Source organism: Pseudoalteromonas sp. 13-15, assembly GCF_001468205.2.
GTDB lineage: Bacteria > Pseudomonadota > Gammaproteobacteria > Enterobacterales > Alteromonadaceae > Pseudoalteromonas > Pseudoalteromonas marina.
On record NZ_CP019162.1, the window covers coordinates 1,248,130 to 1,264,986 of the forward strand.

A 16,857-nucleotide genomic window follows, 5' to 3' on the forward strand; every position below is an offset into this window, starting at 1 on the left:
TTAACGGAACTGGTTTAGGAATTTTAAGTCATTTTCAAAAAATGCACGTAAGTCGTTTACGCCGTAGCGCAGCATAGTTAAGCGCTCTACACCCATGCCGAATGCAAAACCAGTGTATTTTTCTGGATCAATACCTACAGACTTAAGAACGTTTGGATGTACCATGCCACAGCCTAGTACCTCTAACCATTTGCCGTCTTTGCCCATCACATCTACTTCAGCTGAAGGTTCTGTAAATGGGAAAAATGATGGACGGAAACGAATTTCCATATCTTCTTCAAAAAAGTTACGCAAAAAGTCATGTAATATACCTTTAAGCTCAGTAAAGCTTACATCGGTATCAACCATTAACCCTTCTACCTGATGGAACATAGGTGTATGTGTCTGATCGTAATCGTTACGATACACACGCCCAGGTGAGATAATTCGTAGCGGTGGCTGCTCTGTTTCCATAGTACGAATTTGCACGCCACTTGTTTGTGTACGCAATACTAATTTAGGATTGAAATAAAAGGTATCGTGATCAGCACGCGCAGGGTGATGTTCAGGGATATTTAAAGCATCAAAGTTATGAAAATCATCTTCAATCTCAGGACCTGATTTCACCTCGAAACCTAACTCACCAAAAAAGCTTTCAATACGCTCAATCGTACGTGTTACTGGGTGTAATCCACCTGTAGGCATCACACGCCCAGGTAAAGTAACGTCAATTGTTTCAGCGGCTAGCTTTTCTTCTAGTGCCTTGCTTGCTAAAAGCTCACGCTTGTCGTTAATTGCAGCTTGCACATCTTGCTTAGCCTGATTAATTACCTGGCCTGCTTCTTTGCGTTCTTCAGGAGCAATTTTACCCAGTGTTTTAAGTAAGCTAGTGATTTCGCCTTTTTTACCAAGGTAGTTAACCCTGATCTCTTCTAGTTGCGCGATTTCACTGGCACTGGCTACCGCCTCAAGTGCTTGCGCTAATATATTTTCTAAGTTCATTCGATACCTGATCTTTCACAGAAGGTGATTACAATTTAATTGACTAATGATAACTGAAAGCGGGGTCTAGATTCTAGACCTACTAGAGCTTTAACGTTGATTTTATAAAGGGAATTGTTAATTTTCGCTGTGCGGCCATAGATGCATGATCTAATTTGTCTAATACATCGAGTAAAGCACGCATATCTCGACTTAGACGCGTTAGTAAAAAGCGTGCACATTCATCACTTAACTCAAGCCCACGCATATGCGCCCGCTTAACAAGCGCTTGCGCTTTATCATCATCACTCATTGAACGTATTTGAAAGGTGGTTCCCCATGTCAAACGAGATTCTAAATCAGGAAGTGAGATATTTAACATATTTGGTAACAGGTCTGCGGTTACGACTAACATTTTACCGGGTTCGTTAAAGCGATTAAAAAAATTAAACAGGGCCTTTTCCCAGGCATCGTTGCCTGCCACTAAGTGGACATCGTCTATACACAATACATCAAGCGCTTCCAGTCCATCGAGCACCATAGGGCCAAAATTGATAACCTCGCGCATAGAAAGTAACATGTTAGAGAGGCCACGTTCTTGCGCTTTTATGCACGTCGCGTATAACAAGTGAGACTTACCCGAATCACCCAATCCACACAAATAAGTATATTGAAATGAATTTGCCAACTCAGAAAAGCTCGCTTTTAGATGGTTAACTTCTAATGAGTCCTCACCACCAAAGTACGATGCAAACGTCTCGTCATCAGGCAGTGTAACAGGCAACGCCATTTGCATTGGTTCATGAGTTAGCACTATGGTTTTATCCATTGATATTCAAGGCTATTTTTGTCAACAACATGATAGAAAGCGCGTGGGTCAACATAATCTTTAAAAGCAGAATCAAGACCAAGCGCTTTTTTTAAATCTGTAACATCGCCTGTATGATTCAATTTGTATTCAACAAACTCAGTCGTTTTTCGAGCAATCGTAACCTGTGTAACTACACTTAAACTCTGTAAACGTCTTTTAGCTAGTTCAACATCTACAAAATTTTCGGCCCCTTTTAAAGTTAAAATAGCTGAAGCTTGCTCGTAGTATGCATTGGGATCAATTGCATATTCACTTGCTAGCCCTCTAGCTAGTGTATCTATCATTTGACTAACAATTTGTTGTTTATCACCAACTAAACGATTTTCATCAAACAAATCATCATTTGTGAATCGCCAATCTAAAACCCAGTTATTACTGTTATTGTCTTTGTACATTTTGGCCGTAATACTTCTTTCAGCACTATACCGCTGAGACGCTTCTTCTATAGGCCCTGAGAAATTACCCCACACCTCGGGTATTCCTACTAAACGTCTATCTTGTAAATCCAGTAATGGCACAACAACAGGTAAGCCACGTCTTCGGGCATTATCGTAAATTAATTGTTCAAGCTGTGGATAGCTCTCTTGTGTTACTAGCTCTCTTCGCCAATTATCTTCAATACCTAGCCAAATAGCGACTAACGGACGTTGTGAACCCCATAGAGGTAGACTTAATTCTTTTATAAGCGCATTAATTTTTCGTGCTTCAAATTTAACAATTAATTTTAATTGACCTTCAGTACGCTCATCGTATTCAAATTTAAGCATGTAATCAGAGATATCTTTAGTGCGCTGTTGAGCTAATCGATTTTGATCCGCCGTTTCATCACCACTTACTTTTACCAAAACATTAAGTAAAGCTTTACGGCTTGCCGCTAATCGACTATCTCTTGATTTATCATCAACTTTTAAAATATCTTGATATAGATCAGTGACTTCAACTGCTGAAACAGAAAAACAAATTAAAATGGATATTATGCTTATTAATAATCTATACACTGTATGTTAGTTCTTGGTTTTAAACTGATTTGATCCTAAATCAAAGCCAGTAACAAAGCAAAATTATATTTGTTACTATGACATATTGATACTTATAGATTAAGCCTCTCATACACTGTTGATTTAATTGAAACTCTAAATTTATAAATAAATTCACTCAGCCAAAAAAAGAGCAGCAAAAGCCAAACCTTCTAAAAAGACATATTCTCTTCAAAGTAATGCCAACACAACTGTATTAAGTTCTAAAAATATACTAGCTTTTATTAGCTACTGCTGAGGGAAACAGAAAACTGCTTTGTCGCGTCAGCCTCTGAAGGGCTCGCTTTCGCACAGTTTTTTATAATGTATAGGAATACAAATGCCGGGAGCACAGGATGTGCAAGAGCGACCGCTACTGAGTTCGGCATGGGGTCTTGGCTTTTTGCTAAATCACTTTTCTACAGACGTAAAAAAGCCCGACTATTGCTAGTCGGGCTTTGTACAATTTGAAGCCTGTTAATGTCATGGTGCCCACAGCGGTGAAGAGTCACAGTGAAATGTTACCTACCATAGGCCAGTGTATTAAATAGCCAAAACACTGTTCACAAAGAGGCGCTTCGCTTAGGAGACGCTACGCTTTAGAGAAGGGAATGCTGAAGATTACTTTTCTGTAGACGTAAAAAAGCCGCTTCATTTTTGAAGCGGCTTTCTACAATTTGAAGCCTGGTAATGTCCTACTTTCACATAGCAAATGCTACACTATCATCGGCGCTGTTTCGTTTCACTACTGAGTTCGGCATGGAATCAGGTGGGTCCAAAACGCTATTGTCACCAAGCAAATTTGGGCGTTAATCCGTATTTCTACGCACTAACTGAATTTGGAAAATATCTGATAATATTTTTTAAGTCTGTCAGTAATATCTACTTTAGTTCATTAACTTCTGTCTTAACTGTCACACAAAACGCGTTTGGCGTTGTATGGTTAAGCCTCACGGGTAATTAGTACAAGTTAGCTTAATGGCTCACACCACTTCCACATCTTGCCTATCAACGTTGTAGTCTTCAACGGCCCTTCAGAGACTTTAAAAGTCTAGTGAGAACTCATCTCGAGGCCTGCTTCGCGCTTAGATGCTTTCAGCGCTTATCAGTTCCGAACGTAGCTACCGGGCAATGCCATTGGCATGACAACCCGAACACCAGCGGTTCGTTCACTCCGGTCCTCTCGTACTAGGAGCAACCCCTCTCAATTCTCAAACGCCCACGGCAGATAGGGACCGAACTGTCTCACGACGTTCTAAACCCAGCTCGCGTACCACTTTAAATGGCGAACAGCCATACCCTTGGGACCGACTTCAGCCCCAGGATGTGATGAGCCGACATCGAGGTGCCAAACACCGCCGTCGATATGAACTCTTGGGCGGTATCAGCCTGTTATCCCCGGAGTACCTTTTATCCGTTGAGCGATGGCCCTTCCATTCAGAACCACCGGATCACTATGACCTACTTTCGTACCTGCTCGACGTGTCTGTCTCGCAGTTAAGCTGGCTTCTACCATTACACTAACCGTACGATGTCCGACCGTACTTAGCCAACCTTCGTGCTCCTCCGTTACTCTTTGGGAGGAGACCGCCCCAGTCAAACTACCCACCAGGCACTGTCCGTAACCCCGATTCAGGGGCCAACGTTAGAACATCAAAACTACAAGGGTGGTATTTCAAGGACGACTCCAACAAGACTAGCGTCTCATCTTCAAAGTCTCCCACCTATCCTACACATGTAGGTTCAATGTTCAGTGCCAAGCTGTAGTAAAGGTTCACGGGGTCTTTCCGTCTAGCCGCGGGTACACAGCATCTTCACTGCGATTTCAATTTCACTGAGTCTCGGGTGGAGACAGCGTGGCCATGGTTACACCATTCGTGCAGGTCGGAACTTACCCGACAAGGAATTTCGCTACCTTAGGACCGTTATAGTTACGGCCGCCGTTTACCGGGGCTTCGATCAAGAGCTTCTCCGAAGATAACCCCATCAATTAACCTTCCGGCACCGGGCAGGTGTCACACCGTATACGTCATCTTGCGATTTTGCACAGTGCTGTGTTTTTAATAAACAGTCCCAGCCACCTGGTCACTGCGGCTCCCGTCCGCTTAGAGAGCAAGTCTCATCACAGATAGGAGCGTACCTTCTCCCGAAGTTACGGTACGATTTTGCCTAGTTCCTTCACCCGAGTTCTCTCAAGCGCCTTAGTATTCTCTACCTGACCACCTGTGTCGGTTTGGGGTACGATTCGGTATAATCTGAAGCTTAGAGGCTTTTCCTGGAAGTATGGCATCAGCAACTTCACTACCGTAGTAGCTCGTCTCGTGTCTCAGGTTTAGTGTTCGTCCGGATTTACCTAAACAAACGCCCTACTCACTTTCACATGGACAACCATCGCCATGCTTGCTTAGCCTTCTCCGTCCCCCCATCGCAATTATACCAAGTACGGAAATATTAATCCGTTTCCCATCGACTACGCCTTTCGGCCTCGCCTTAGGGGTCGACTTACCCTACCCTGATTAACATGGGATAGGAACCCTTGGTCTTCCGGCGTGCGGGTTTTTCACCCGCATTATCGTTACTCATGTCAGCATTCGCACTTCTGATACGTCCAGCATACCTCCCGGTACACCTTCAACCGCTTACAGAACGCTCCCCTACCACTCATCCTAAGATGAATCCGCAGCTTCGGTGCATAGTTTAGCCCCGTTACATCTTCCGCGCAGACCGACTCGACCAGTGAGCTATTACGCTTTCTTTAAAGGATGGCTGCTTCTAAGCCAACCTCCTGGCTGTCTGGGCCTTTCCACATCGTTTCCCACTTAACTATGACTTTGGGACCTTAGCTGGCGGTCTGGGTTGTTTCCCTCTTCACGACGGACGTTAGCACCCGCCGTGTGTCTCCCGGATATTACTTTACGGTATTCGGAGTTTGCAAAGGGTTGGTAAGTCGGGATGACCCCCTAGCCTTAACAGTGCTCTACCCCCGTAAGTATTCGTCCGAGGCTCTACCTAAATAGATTTCGGGGAGAACCAGCTATCTCCCGGTTTGATTAGCCTTTCACTCCTAGCCACAGGTCATCCCCTAACTTTTCAACGTTAGTGGGTTCGGTCCTCCAGTTGATGTTACTCAACCTTCAACCTGCCCATGGCTAGATCACCGGGTTTCGGGTCTATACCTTGCAACTATTCGCCCAGTTAAGACTCGGTTTCCCTACGGCTACCCTAATCGGTTAACCTCGCTACAAAATATAAGTCGCTGACCCATTATACAAAAGGTACGCAGTCACAGAACAAGTCTGCTCCTACTGCTTGTACGTACACGGTTTCAGGTTCTATTTCACTCCCCTCACAGGGGTTCTTTTCGCCTTTCCCTCACGGTACTGGTTCACTATCGGTCAGTTGGGAGTATTTAGCCTTAGATGATGGTCCACCTATATTCAGTCAAAGTTTCACGTGCTCCGACCTACTCGATTTCACTTAAAATGTCTTTTCATGTACGGGACTATCACCCTGTATCGTGGCACTTTCCAGAGCCTTCCATTAACACATAATAAGCTTAAGGGCTGTTCCGATTTCGCTCGCCGCTACTTTCGGAATCTCGGTTGATTTCTTTTCCTACGGGTACTTAGATGTTTCAGTTCTCCGCGTTCGCCTCGTTAACCTATGTATTCAGTTAACGATACCTGCAAGCAGGTGGGTTTCCCCATTCGGAAATCCTAGTCTCAAGTGCTTTTTACTAGCTTGACTAGGCTTATCGCAAGTTAATACGTCCTTCATCGCCTCCAACTGCCAAGGCATCCACCGTGTACGCTTAGTCACTTAACCATACAACCCAAACGGGTCTTTGTTTTGTGACAGTTTAACTTCGCCAGAAGTTAATATTGAATACTAAAGTAGATACCAATCAATCGACTCATAAGAGTGATTAAATGGCACTGAATGATACTGCTATCATTCTTTTTTACTTTTGAAAACTCTGTACAAATAACAATGTTATTCATACGAATTTTATTATCAGCTTTTCCAAATTTTTAAAGAGCATATTAATTAACTAAGCCAGTGGCTTAACTAATTAACAATCATCTGTGTGGACACTACGAACAAATAAGTTCTAAATCGTATAAGGAGGTGATCCAGCCCCAGGTTCCCCTAGGGCTACCTTGTTACGACTTCACCCCAGTCATGAATCACTCCGTGGTAAACGTCCTCCCGAGGGTTAGACTATCTACTTCTGGAGCAACCCACTCCCATGGTGTGACGGGCGGTGTGTACAAGGCCCGGGAACGTATTCACCGCGTCATTCTGATACGCGATTACTAGCGATTCCGACTTCATGGAGTCGAGTTGCAGACTCCAATCCGGACTACGACGCACTTTAAGTGATTCGCTTACCTTCGCAGGTTCGCAGCACTCTGTATGCGCCATTGTAGCACGTGTGTAGCCCTACACGTAAGGGCCATGATGACTTGACGTCGTCCCCACCTTCCTCCGGTTTATCACCGGCAGTCTCCTTAGAGTTCTCAGCATTACCTGCTAGCAACTAAGGATAGGGGTTGCGCTCGTTGCGGGACTTAACCCAACATCTCACAACACGAGCTGACGACAGCCATGCAGCACCTGTATCAGAGTTCCCGAAGGCACCAATCTATCTCTAGAAAGTTCTCTGTATGTCAAGTGTAGGTAAGGTTCTTCGCGTTGCATCGAATTAAACCACATGCTCCACCGCTTGTGCGGGCCCCCGTCAATTCATTTGAGTTTTAACCTTGCGGCCGTACTCCCCAGGCGGTCTACTTAATGCGTTAGCTTTGAAAAACAGAACCGAGGTTCCGAGCTTCTAGTAGACATCGTTTACGGCGTGGACTACCGGGGTATCTAATCCCGTTTGCTCCCCACGCTTTCGTACATGAGCGTCAGTGTTGACCCAGGTGGCTGCCTTCGCCATCGGTATTCCTTCAGATCTCTACGCATTTCACCGCTACACCTGAAATTCTACCACCCTCTATCACACTCTAGTTTGCCAGTTCGAAATGCAGTTCCCAGGTTGAGCCCGGGGCTTTCACATCTCGCTTAACAAACCGCCTGCGTACGCTTTACGCCCAGTAATTCCGATTAACGCTCGCACCCTCCGTATTACCGCGGCTGCTGGCACGGAGTTAGCCGGTGCTTCTTCTGTCAGTAACGTCACAGATGTGAGGTATTAACTCACACCCTTTCCTCCTGACTGAAAGTGCTTTACAACCCGAAGGCCTTCTTCACACACGCGGCATGGCTGCATCAGGCTTTCGCCCATTGTGCAATATTCCCCACTGCTGCCTCCCGTAGGAGTCTGGACCGTGTCTCAGTTCCAGTGTGGCTGATCATCCTCTCAAACCAGCTAGGGATCGTTGCCTTGGTGAGCCATTACCTCACCAACTAGCTAATCCCACTTGGGCCAATCTAAAGGCGAGAGCCGAAGCCCCCTTTGGTCCGTAGACATTATGCGGTATTAGCAGTCGTTTCCAACTGTTGTCCCCCACCTCAAGGCATGTTCCCAAGCATTACTCACCCGTCCGCCGCTCGTCAGCAAAGTAGCAAGCTACTTTCTGTTACCGCTCGACTTGCATGTGTTAGGCCTGCCGCCAGCGTTCAATCTGAGCCATGATCAAACTCTTCAATTAAAAAGTTTTGTGTCTTTCGACAGCTCAATGAATTCTGAATTTATTTAATATCTTTCGATATTGAATTGACTGTGCTGAATAACTACCTAAGTAATTATTCTGTTGGTCACTCAGTTTCAATTGAGACTCTAATTTGTTTGCCTCACTACCTAAGTAGCTTGGCTGTTAGAACTCAATCTGTACGAGTGCCCACACAGATGATTGCTTTATATTGTTAAAGAACGTTTGAGTTGCCTTAGCGACTCAAGGGAAGCGAATCTTACGCTTTCCTGTGTTTTTGTCAACACTTAATTTTAAAATTTATAAAAATCTAAACTCAAGTTTTACTCGACTCACTAAGTGGTTTGCTTGCCTCGCTAAGCGTTGCCTGCTCTGCCGTCTCAGTGGGGTCGCATTATAGGGAGGCACGAATTTAACGCAAGCCTTTTTTAGCTAAAAAAGTGATTTAAATTGCACCCCAAGCAAGCGCACACCCTAAACACAAGTTACCCACAAACACCTGTTGATAACTTTGTTTTTATGGTCGTTTATTCTAAACACTTTGTCATTCCTATGGTAAGTTGCGGTCACTTTTTTAACGCATGTCTTTAGGTAGTATTTATGGCAGATATAATAAATAGTATAAGTGGTCTCTTGTGGGGGCACGTTCTCGTATACTTATTAATAGCAGCGGGTTTATTTTTCACCTTTAAATTAGGTTTTATTCAATTTGTTCAATTTCCACATATGTTCAAGGTCATGTTTGGATCTCGAAAATGTGCGAATAACGAAATCTCTTCTTTTCAAGCTTTTTGTACTTCATTAGCAGCTCGAGTCGGTACTGGGAATATGGCAGGTGTCGCTGTTGCATTGTATCTGGGTGGCCCGGGAGCTATTTTTTGGATGTGGTTAATTGCATTAATTGGTATGGCGACAAGCTTTGCCGAAAGTACACTTGCACAAGCTTATAAAACAAAAGATGCTGAAGGCAATTTTAGAGGTGGTCCAGCTTACTATATGCAAACCGGCTTAGGTAAACGTTGGATGGGGGTTTTATTCTCACTGTGTTTAATTTTAGCTTTTGGTCTGGTATTTAATGCTGTGCAGTCAAACTCTATTGCTGCCGCTTTTGAAGTAGCATTTGATATCCCTAAATATATTGTAGGTATTTGTTTAGTTATTGGTTCTGGGATCATCATATTTGGAGGCCTTAAAACAATATCTCGATTTGCTGAAATGGTTGTGCCTTTTATGGCTTTGGCCTATTTATGTGTTGCGCTTTATGTTTGTGCTATTAACTTTGCTGCACTTCCTGATGTATTCATGTTAGTAATTAACAGTGCTTTTGGAATAGAGCAAGCCGGTGCTGGCGCTATAGGTTATGGTGTAATACAAGCGATGATCCAAGGAATTAAACGTGGTTTGTTCTCTAACGAAGCGGGTATGGGTAGCGCCGCTAATGCTGCAGCAACAGCAACACCTTACCCTCCTCACCCTGCTTCACAGGGTTATGTGCAAATGCTTGGGGTTTTTATTGACACAATTGTAATTTGTACTGCGACTGCATCACTTATCCTTCTATCTCAGCAATTAATTCCTGAATCAGGAGTATTGGGTATAGAATTGACTCAAGCAGCATTATCAGAACATGTTGGTAGTTGGGGCACTTATTTTATCGCTATTGCAATTTTATTCTTTGCCTTTACCTCTATTGTTGCTAATTACTCGTATGCAGAAACTAATCTTATGTTTTTAGAACATAACTCCCAAAAAGGGATGTTTATATTCCGTCTGATCGTTTTAGGAATGGTTATGTTTGGGGCCGTAGGTGAGCTCGGATTAATTTGGACATTAGCAGATATATCTATGGGTTTAATGGCTATTGTTAATGTAATCGCGTTATTTATGCTTTCAGGTGTCGTTGTATGGCTTTCAAAAGACTATAACGAACAACGTAAAAAAGGCCTAATCCCCTCGTTTGATAAAAGTAAACATCCAAAACTAGACAAAGAGGTAGACCCTCTAGCTTGGAAATAAAAAATAAAAAAGCGAGCTCCGGCTCGCTTTTTTAGTTCTAAAATTTATTTACCCAACATTAAAAACTAAGATTAATTTTTACCACTACTTTATATTTACTACGTATAGGAACACAAAGAGGTATCTAAAAAAGGAAAGCCGATGGATGACATGACAAAAAATACAGTATCGATACTACTGATTATCAAGTTTGACAAGATAATGTACAACAATGGGGGTTTGATATACATAACCCTGTATTTGGAATAAGCGCTTTTTTAGTTGTTTTATTTGTATTGCTTAGCTTGGTTTTTGACCCTACTGTTACCCGCGATGCACTAACCTCCACTAAAGACGTTATCATAAATCAATTCGATAGTTACTTTATGTTACTTGCTAATGCCTTTGTAATCTTTTGTATTATCTTGGCATTCTCTCCCTTAGGTAAAATTCGTTTAGGCGGTGTAAAAGCTCGTCCAGAGCATGGTTACATATCGTGGCTTGCCATGTTATTTGCTGCAGGAATGGGCATTGGATTACTATTTTGGGGTGTTGCAGAGCCAACAAGCTTATTATACAGGTTGGTATCATATGCCTATGGGGGGTGAACCCAATTCAGCACAAGCACATTCATTAGCTTTAGGTGCGACTATGTACCACTGAGGTTTGCACGGATGGGCAATTTACGCAGTAGTTTAGTTGGCTTAAGCTTGGCTTTTTATGCATTTAATAAAGGCCTGCCTTTGTCTATACGTTCTGTTTTCTATCCCTTATTTGGTGATCGCGCATGGGGGTGGATGGGGCATATCATAGATATACTCGCGGTATTGTCGACTTTATTTGGTTTAGCAACATCACTGGGGCTTGGCGCACAACAAGCGACCAGTGGTATAAATTACCTATTAGGCACCGATTATGGCACTGCTTTTCAAATATCTGTTATTGGCTTAGTAACGTGTATTGCTATTTTCTCTGTTATTAGAGGTATTGAGGGCGGTGTAAAAGTACTAAGCAACGTTAATTTAATTTGTGCGTTTTTTTGCTGTTAGTTGTTATCGTACTTACATTCTCTGATTCAATCCCTGCTGTTTGGTTTACCCTGAGAGCATACGTAGAACATTTTGTACCATTGAGTAATCCTTTTAATAGGCCCGATGAAGGTTGGATGCATTCTTGGACTGTATTTTATTGGGCGTGGTGGATATCTTGGTCACCGTTTGTTGGCATGTTTATAGCGCGAGTTTCTAAAGGTCGAACTGTAAGAGAGTTCTTACTTGTTGTTATAGGGCTACCAACTCTGCTTAGCCTTGTGTGGATGGGTGTATTTGCAATATGGCAATAACACAAGTTATAGACAAAGTCGGACCACTTGGACAAAATGGTTTGACTGATATTTCAGTTACTTTATTTCAGGTATATGAACAGCTACCGTTTTCTAGCTTTATTTCAATTATTTCTATTGCTTTAGTTTTAGTCTTTTTTATCACTTCATCTGATTCAGGATCACTGGTGATAGACAGCATAACTGCTGGCGGTAAAATTGATGCACCAGTGCCACAGCGTATATTTTGGGCTACTGTCGAAGGTATGATAGCAGCAGTGTTACTTTGGGTTGGCGGCTCGCAAGCCTTACAAGCACTTCAATCGGGTGTAGTAACTACTGCACTCCCATTTTCAATCATACTTATTTTAATGTGTGTTGCGCTTATACAAGGCTTGCTAAGCGAATACCCTACTTATAAGGTTCAAAGCAAACTGCACTAACAATCCATCCGGTATAAGTGGCTCTTAAGAGTCGCTTATACAACTCATTTAAAACTTATTATAGCCACGTCACATTTTCCTCAATCTAGCTCTAGTTACTACTTTTTTATTTTAAAAGAGCAAACCTTACTCTCATCGTGTTGAAAATATCTGATTGACTAAAAGATAGATAAAGGAGTAATTAAATTACTAATGTTCTGATTTGTTTATTTTGTTATGGACAAGTGCGTTACTCATACAGATTCACATAATTAAGTACTATTTCGGATTGGTATTAACTGAGCTGAGTGAAATAGAGTAATGACGATAAAAATTGGGCCTTGCAAAGGCTAAGTGACAAAATCTTTAAATAGTAAAGTTAAGGAGATATTAAAAATAGATTAGATAAATGAAATATGGATATATTTTAAATGTTTTTTATCATTGGAGTTTATATAGAAATGGTGCCCGAGGCCGGACTTGAACCGGCACGACTTGTTAGTCGAGGGATTTTAAATCCCTTGTGTCTACCAATTCCACCACTCGGGCATCGAGTTTGCTAATTAAAGCGTGTGGAGTAAATTATGTGGAGGCGGAACCCGGAGTCGAACCGGGGTAAACGGATTTGCAATCCGGTGCATGGCCACTCTGCCATTCCGCCTTAACGCTTCCATATAATTTGGAGCGGCACACGAGGCTCGAACTCGTGACCTCGACCTTGGCAAGGTCGCGCTCTACCAACTGAGCTAGTGCCGCATATAATAAATTTTTATCAAACTTTTAATTAAATTGGTCAGTAATTAAAAGTGGTGCCCGAGGCCGGACTTGAACCGGCACGACTTGTTAGTCGAGGGATTTTAAATCCCTTGTGTCTACCAATTCCACCACTCGGGCATCGAGTTTGCTACTTAAAGCAAGTGGATAAAACTAATATGGAGCGGCACACGAGGCTCGAACTCGTGACCTCGACCTTGGCAAGGTCGCGCTCTACCAACTGAGCTAGTGCCGCATCATATTAATTCTACTATTACATTTTAAAAGTTATATGTTGGTGCATATAACCAAACCACAAAGTGGTGCCCGAGGCCGGACTTGAACCGGCACACTCTAAGAGCGAGGGATTTTAAATCCCTTGTGTCTACCAATTCCACCACTCGGGCATCGAGTTTGCTATTTAAAGCGTGTGGAGTGTTGATTGGAGGCGGAACCCGGAGTCGAACCGGGGTAAACGGATTTGCAATCCGGTGCATGGCCACTCTGCCATTCCGCCCCAGCACTGGGGTTATAACCTTAGATAACTTGGAGCGGCACACGAGGCTCGAACTCGTGACCTCGACCTTGGCAAGGTCGCGCTCTACCAACTGAGCTAGTGCCGCATTTCGTTACCTTGGGGGCTATGCCCTCTCAACACGGACGCATTCTACAGAGATTATTAAACGCGTCAATACAAAAAATGCTAGTTTTGAACTGTTTGCTTGTTTTTTATCTAAAACGGTGCGTTATTATACATTTGCAGTTAATTTTTGGTCAATTCACTCCATGCAGCCTTCAAATATTGCAGCATAGAACTCAGGGTCAAAAAGGTTGCTATATAGAGTAGCCCAAAACTTAAATAATTCATCCAGGTGTCATATTGCCAAATCAAACCAATGATGGCTAACATTTGCGCGGCAGTTTTAATTTTTCCCATATTAGATACAGCTACATTGCCACGCTTGCCCTGCTCAGCCATCCATTCTCTTAATGCTGATATAACAATTTCTCGACTAATAATAATAAGTGCGGGAATAGTCATATACATTGACTGATATTGATCAGAGAGAGCAACAAGTGCAGCACACACCATTACCTTGTCTGCAACAGGATCTAAAAAGGCTCCAAATGGCGTTGATTGTTCTAATTTTCTTGCAAGGTAGCCATCAAGTATATCGGTAATTGATGCTAGCCAAAAAATAAAAGCGGCAGCAAAAAAAGCCCAGCTATAAGGCAAATAAAATATCACCAAAAAAATGGGGATAAGAAAAAGTCTAAATGTTGTGAGTGTGTTTGGAATATTCCACATAACTACTTGGATATGTCTTTTCTTTTATATTCGCATGAAGGGCTAGCCCTTGTCATGTAAATGGTTAAATATCTTCTCAGCCATATCAAGGCTGATCCCGGGAACTTTCTTTAATTGTTCTATATTAGCAGCTTTTACCCCCTGCATGCCCCCTAAATATTTTAATAATGTTTGGCGACGCTTAGAACCTACTCCATCAATTTCTTCCAACAATGATTGTGTTCGCTGTTTTTGACGCTTATTACGATGCCCAGCTATTGCAAAACGGTGAGATTCATCTCGTATATGTTGTATCAGGTGAAGTGCAGGCGCATCAGAATCCATCGGAATTGTTTTACGCCCACCATCTATGAGTAATGTTTCTAGGCCAGGTTTACGGCTCGTTCCTTTTGCAACTCCGACTAGCAGAGGCATTTTAGAATGAGACCAATTAGAAAAATATTGCTCTGCACGCCCTAACTGTCCTTTACCGCCATCTATAAATATTACATCGGGGATTTTGTCTTCATCCACTAATTTGTTGTAACGCTTATTTAAAGCAAACTCCATGGCTGCATAATCATCACCACCGGTTATACCGGTTACATTATAGCGCCTGTATTCTTTTGTATTTGGGCCTTGTGAATCGAAAACAACGCAACTTGCTACCGTGTTTTCTCCCATAGTATGGCTTATATCAAAACATTCCATTCGCGCTATATCATCTAGGCGTAATGTTGCTTTTAATTGGGCATAGCGTTTATTGATAGAGTCTTGTGTACTTTGTTTGACAGCAATACTGTTTAACGCATTTTTATTTGCTAGTTGAAGGTATTGCGCACGCTCTCCACGTGTAACCACTTTAAGCGCCACTTTACGATCGCTTATTTGCGTCAGTGCTTCGCTTAACGCACTGCTCTCTTCTATTTCAAACGGGAGTATAATTTCTTTAGCAATTCGTCCTGTTGCACCTGGTGCTAAATAATATTGACCTAAGAATGAAGTTAAAATTTCTTGCTCGCTTGAATCTTTTGGTACTTTTGGAAAGTACGTTTTACTGCCGAGTACTTTATGATCGCGAATCATTAATAAATGTATGCCGTTTAATCCATTTAAATGCGCAAAGCCCACCACATCCATTTCTGCAAAGTTACCCGAAATAGATTGTTGCTCCTGCATTTTACGCAGTAGCATTATTTGATCACGTACTTTTGCGGCAAGCTCAAAGTTGAGCTCCGCACTGGCCGCTTCCATTTTTTTTATTAGTTCGGCAATGACTTCATCCGATTTACCCGTCAAAAATTTGCGAACATAGTCAACTTGTTCACTGTAGTCTTGCTCGGTAACTTTGTTAACGCATGGCGCAGAGCAACGCTTGAGCTGATACTGCAAACAAGGGCGACTTCGGGCACGATAATAAGCATCTTCGCATTGACGAACGGGAAATATTTTTTGCATTAAACGCAAACTTTCCGAGACCGCGCCTGCACTCGGAAATGGACCAAAATACTCACCTTTTATTTTGCGGCTCCCTCTATGGAACGCTAACCGCGGATGCTTATGGTTCGTTAATAAAATATAGGGGTACGACTTATCATCTCGCAGTAGAATATTATAACGAGGCTGATATTTTTTTATGAGGTTATTTTCGAGCAGTAGCGCTTCGGTTTCGGTGTTAGTCAGTGTGACTTCAATATCATTAATGTTACTGACTAAAACACGGGTTTTGCTGTCGGTAATGTTGGATCGAAAGTAACTGCTTACGCGTTTTTTTAATTGTTTAGCTTTACCAACATAAATAACTTGGTTGTCACTATCAAGCATGCGGTAAACACCGGGCTCGCTTGATAGCGTTTTTAAAAAATGTACGTGATCAAATTCAGACATATAAAAGGGTTAGTACGACACGTCTATGTCAATCATCTTATGACGAATAGCTAAATGTGTAAGTTCAACATCGCCACCTACATTCAATTTTTCAAACATTCGGTAACGATAGCTATTAACTGTTTTAGAACTGAGGTTTAAGCGCTCTGCAATATCTTGTGCTTTTTCACCTTTGGTGATCATAAGCATTATTTGAAGTTCGCGCTCTGATAAGCTCTGAAACGGATTTTCGTCTGTACGACCAGTAACCTGTGCCAGTGCTATTTGTTGTGCAATTTCAGGCGCAATGTAGCGTTGACCTGCATGGACTGAACGAATGGCACGAACCATTTCATCAGAGCCAGCTCCTTTAGTAAGAAAGCCGTGTGCACCAATTTGCATTACTTTAGACGGAAATGGGTCTTCGCAATTAACAGTAAGAACGATAATTTTTACATCTGGGCAATAGCGACAAATCTTTTTAGTTGCCTCTAATCCACCCATGCCAGGCATATTCATATCCATAAGTACAATATTAGGTGTGTGCTGTCGGCAAAACTGAACAGCGGCTTCACCGTCTTTTGCTTCACCTACAACTTTAAACCCACGCACATCATCTAATATGCGTCTGATCCCAGTTCGTACTAGTTCATGATCATCAACTAAAAGTACATTAATCAATGCAATACCCTCATTAACTCAACTACA

At 42.5% G+C, this 16,857-nt stretch carries 7 protein-coding genes, 8 tRNA genes, 3 rRNA genes and 1 pseudogene; 2 read left to right on the forward strand and 17 right to left on the reverse strand.

The features are described from left to right. The 6 genes from pheS to ATS72_RS05805 form a co-directional block, all read right to left on the reverse strand. Window positions 1-981 carry a phenylalanine--tRNA ligase subunit alpha gene (gene pheS, locus ATS72_RS05780; RefSeq protein WP_006794499.1) on the reverse strand — a complete coding sequence of 327 codons (981 nt, stop codon included), beginning with the start codon at window positions 979-981 and terminating at the stop codon, window positions 1-3. Between the two features lie 82 nt (window positions 982-1,063). Next, window positions 1,064-1,774: a DnaA inactivator Hda gene (gene hda, locus ATS72_RS05785; protein WP_170865585.1), complete on the reverse strand. Its 711-nt coding sequence runs from the start codon at window positions 1,772-1,774 to the stop codon at window positions 1,064-1,066. Beyond that, window positions 1,774-2,829, reverse strand: a complete 1,056-nt coding sequence (locus tag ATS72_RS05790; protein ID WP_039037929.1) for a DUF2066 domain-containing protein — start codon at window positions 2,827-2,829, stop codon at window positions 1,774-1,776. The genes hda and ATS72_RS05790 overlap by 1 nt, the downstream gene beginning before the upstream one ends. Window positions 2,830-3,529: 700 nt before the next feature. Further along, window positions 3,530-3,644: ribosomal RNA gene (rrf, locus tag ATS72_RS05795) — 5S ribosomal RNA — on the reverse strand. A 142-nt stretch (window positions 3,645-3,786) separates the two neighbouring features. After that, window positions 3,787-6,672 (reverse strand): 23S ribosomal RNA (locus tag ATS72_RS05800). Between the two features lie 296 nt (window positions 6,673-6,968). After that, a 16S ribosomal RNA gene (locus ATS72_RS05805) occupies window positions 6,969-8,504 on the reverse strand. Together the 16S, 23S and 5S rRNA genes form the textbook arrangement of a ribosomal RNA operon. Window positions 8,505-9,104: 600 nt before the next feature. Here ATS72_RS05805 and ATS72_RS05810 point away from each other — a divergent pair. Then, complete coding sequence (locus ATS72_RS05810; protein ID WP_039038045.1) at window positions 9,105-10,520, forward strand: alanine/glycine:cation symporter family protein; 1,416 nt, start codon at window positions 9,105-9,107, stop codon at window positions 10,518-10,520. 284 nt (window positions 10,521-10,804) lie between these two features. Next, window positions 10,805-12,263 (forward strand): annotated as a pseudogene (locus ATS72_RS05815) (BCCT family transporter). 441 nt (window positions 12,264-12,704) lie between these two features. Here the strand turns inward: ATS72_RS05815 and ATS72_RS05820 are convergent. The 11 genes from ATS72_RS05820 to uvrY all read right to left on the reverse strand — a co-directional run bounded on the left by ATS72_RS05820 (window position 12,705) and on the right by uvrY (window position 16,830). Then, window positions 12,705-12,791 (reverse strand) — tRNA-Leu (locus ATS72_RS05820). A 38-nt stretch (window positions 12,792-12,829) separates the two neighbouring features. Continuing rightward, window positions 12,830-12,903: transfer RNA gene (locus ATS72_RS05825), tRNA-Cys, on the reverse strand. 19 nt (window positions 12,904-12,922) lie between these two features. Next, window positions 12,923-12,998 (reverse strand) — tRNA-Gly (locus ATS72_RS05830). 51 nt (window positions 12,999-13,049) lie between these two features. Next, window positions 13,050-13,136, reverse strand: a tRNA-Leu gene (locus ATS72_RS05835). 39 nt (window positions 13,137-13,175) lie between these two features. Next, window positions 13,176-13,251: transfer RNA gene (locus tag ATS72_RS05840), tRNA-Gly, on the reverse strand. Between the two features lie 65 nt (window positions 13,252-13,316). Continuing rightward, window positions 13,317-13,402: transfer RNA gene (locus ATS72_RS05845), tRNA-Leu, on the reverse strand. Between the two features lie 36 nt (window positions 13,403-13,438). After that, window positions 13,439-13,512: transfer RNA gene (locus tag ATS72_RS05850), tRNA-Cys, on the reverse strand. 30 nt (window positions 13,513-13,542) lie between these two features. Beyond that, window positions 13,543-13,618, reverse strand: a tRNA-Gly gene (locus ATS72_RS05855). 140 nt (window positions 13,619-13,758) lie between these two features. After that, window positions 13,759-14,304, reverse strand: a complete 546-nt coding sequence (pgsA, locus tag ATS72_RS05860) for a CDP-diacylglycerol--glycerol-3-phosphate 3-phosphatidyltransferase (protein ID WP_058429426.1) — start codon at window positions 14,302-14,304, stop codon at window positions 13,759-13,761. Between the two features lie 42 nt (window positions 14,305-14,346). Further along, window positions 14,347-16,170: an excinuclease ABC subunit UvrC gene (gene uvrC / locus ATS72_RS05865; protein ID WP_058429427.1), complete on the reverse strand. Its 1,824-nt coding sequence runs from the start codon at window positions 16,168-16,170 to the stop codon at window positions 14,347-14,349. Window positions 16,171-16,179: 9 nt separating this feature from the next. Continuing rightward, on the reverse strand, window positions 16,180-16,830 hold the full coding sequence (gene uvrY, locus ATS72_RS05870; protein WP_006794015.1) for a UvrY/SirA/GacA family response regulator transcription factor: 651 nt from the start codon (window positions 16,828-16,830) through the stop codon (window positions 16,180-16,182). Window positions 16,831-16,857: the final 27 nt, after the last annotated feature.